Annotated in this window: 1 protein-coding gene and 1 pseudogene; both read left to right on the top strand. The window is 75.2% G+C overall.

Features of this window, described 5'->3' with window-relative positions:
* Window positions 1-263: pseudogene (locus QWZ14_RS07255) on the top strand (hypothetical protein); the annotation flags it as partial.
* A partial coding sequence (locus QWZ14_RS07250; RefSeq protein ID WP_290315959.1) for a peptidoglycan D,D-transpeptidase FtsI family protein occupies window positions 260-2,202 on the top strand: 1,943 nt, incomplete at its 3' end. The pseudogene QWZ14_RS07255 and the gene QWZ14_RS07250, both read left to right, overlap by 4 nt.

Below are 2,202 nucleotides of genomic sequence, written 5' to 3'. Positions count from 1 at the left end.
CCGCCGCCGCCGCCGCCCCGGCCGTCCGGCCGGCACCGAGCGATGTCGCCGCCCTGCCGCCGGTCGCGGCCCCTTCCCGCCCGGCCGTGACCCAGGTCGCGGCCGCCAGTCGTCCCGCCGCGCTCGAGCCGCCGCGGCCCTTGGCGCCCAGCGGCATCGGCGGCGGCTCGGCGCCGGGCGCCGGCGCCCGGCCCCTGCTGCCGCCGCCGGTGCCCTTCGGCAGCGCCGGCGCCGCCACCCTCGGCAGCGGACTTGGCCGATGAACAACCTGCCGCCGGAGGATTCGCTGCGGCTGCCGCCGTCGCCGGATTCGGCCCCGGCCGGCCGTCGCCTGCCAGGCACGCTCGGTGGTCCGGCTTCGCTGCGGCCGGGCCCTTCCGGCTCCCGCGCGCTGGTGCGGATCGCGGCGCCGGAGCTGGCCCGCCGGGCGCAGCTTGAGAAGACCCGTGGCCGGCTGGTCGTCGCCGCCGGCGGCTTCGCCCTGCTGTTCGGCGCCGTGAGCCTGAAGCTGGCCTTCGCCACCCTGCTCGACCCGATGACGCCGAAGCTGCGCCCGGCCGCGCACATGCCGACCCCCGGCGAGACCGCCATCGGCCGCGCCCCCATCACCGACCGCAACGGCGAGGTCCTCGCCGTCTCGCTGCAGGTCACCGAGCTCTACGCCAATCCGCAGGAGATCAACGACGCCGAGGCGGCCGCCGACCGCCTGCTGCGGGTGCTGCCGAACCTCGACCGCGACCGCCTGGTCGCGCGCATCACCCGGCGCAACGTGCCGGGCACCGAGCGGCCGGTGGAGTTCGCCTATATCGCCCGCAACCTGCCGCCGCGGCAGCAGCAGGCGATCAACGACCTCGGCGTGCCCGGCTTCCACTTCCGCCCGGCCGAGCGGCGCTTCTACCCGCAGGGCTCCGCCGCCGCGCATGTGCTCGGCCAGGTCGACGTCGACGGCCGCGGCATCGCCGGCGTCGAGCGCAGCTTCGACGAGCGGCTGCGGACCGAGCGCGCCCCGGTGCGGCTCTCGCTCGATGTCCGGGTCCAGGTGGCGCTACGCGAGGCGGTGCAGAAGGCGATCGCCGACTACAACGGCATCGGCGGCGCCGGCGTGGTGATGGACGTGAACACCGCCGAGATCCTGGCGATGGTCAGCCTGCCCGACTACGACGCCTCCGATCCCGGCGGGCTGCAGCGCCGCGCCGGCGACGCCCCCGCCACCGGCGCGCAGCAGGTGGTGGCGCGGCCGACGCCGCCCCGCGCGCCGCTGCGGTCCGACCAGGACCCGCATTTCAACCGCGCGACCGTGGGCCTGTATGAGCCCGGCTCGACCTTCAAGCTCTTCACCGCGGCCATGGCGCTCGACGCCGGCACCGCCAATATCTGGAGCAGCTTCGACGCCGCCCATCCGATCCGCTACGGCCGCTTCACCATCAGCGACTACAAGGGCAAGAACCGTTCCCTGATGCTGCCGGAGGTGCTGGCCTATTCCTCGAACCTCGGCGCCGCGCACATGGCGATGGGCGTCGGCCCGGCCCGGCACCGCGAGTTCATGGGCCGCATGGGCATGCTGACCCGGCTCGGCGTCGAAGTGCCCGAGACCGCGCGGCCGCTGGCACCGACGGCGCAGGGCTGGCGCGACATCAACACCATGACCGTCGCCTTCGGCCACGGCATATCGGTCACACCGCTGCACGTCGTCAACGGCGTCGCCGCCCTGGCCAATGGCGGCATCCTGCGGCAGCCGACCCTGCTGGCGCAGCCGGCCGGCGAGGCCCGCGAGGGCACCCGCGTCATCGCCGAACGCACCTCGGACACGCTGCGGCGCCTGATGCGGCTGGTCGTCACCGACGGCTCGGGCAAGGGCGCCGAGGTCGCCGGCTACTTCGTCGGCGGCAAGACCGGCACGGCGCAGAAGACCGGCCCGCGCGGCGGCTACCTGGAAGACAAGCGCATCGCCGCCTTCGTCGGCGCCTTTCCGCTGAACGCGCCGCGCTACGCGCTCTACGTGATGGTGGACGAGCCCAAGCCGAATGCGCAGAGCCATGGCTACGCGACCGCCGGCTGGGTCGCCGCGCCGGCCGCCGGCAGCGTCATCCGGCGGATCGCGCCGATCCTCGGCATGGTGCCGGAGACCGACCGCATCCCGCAGATCCAGCAGACCATCGCCATCCCGCTGCAGCCGGGCCGCCCGGCGCGGCCGGCCGAGCC

Source organism: Paeniroseomonas aquatica (assembly GCF_030409335.1).
GTDB classification, from domain to species: domain Bacteria; phylum Pseudomonadota; class Alphaproteobacteria; order Acetobacterales; family Acetobacteraceae; genus Belnapia; species Belnapia aquatica.
The sequence above is the reverse complement of the archived record's forward strand: the minus strand, read 5'-3'. Positions and strand labels throughout refer to the sequence as shown.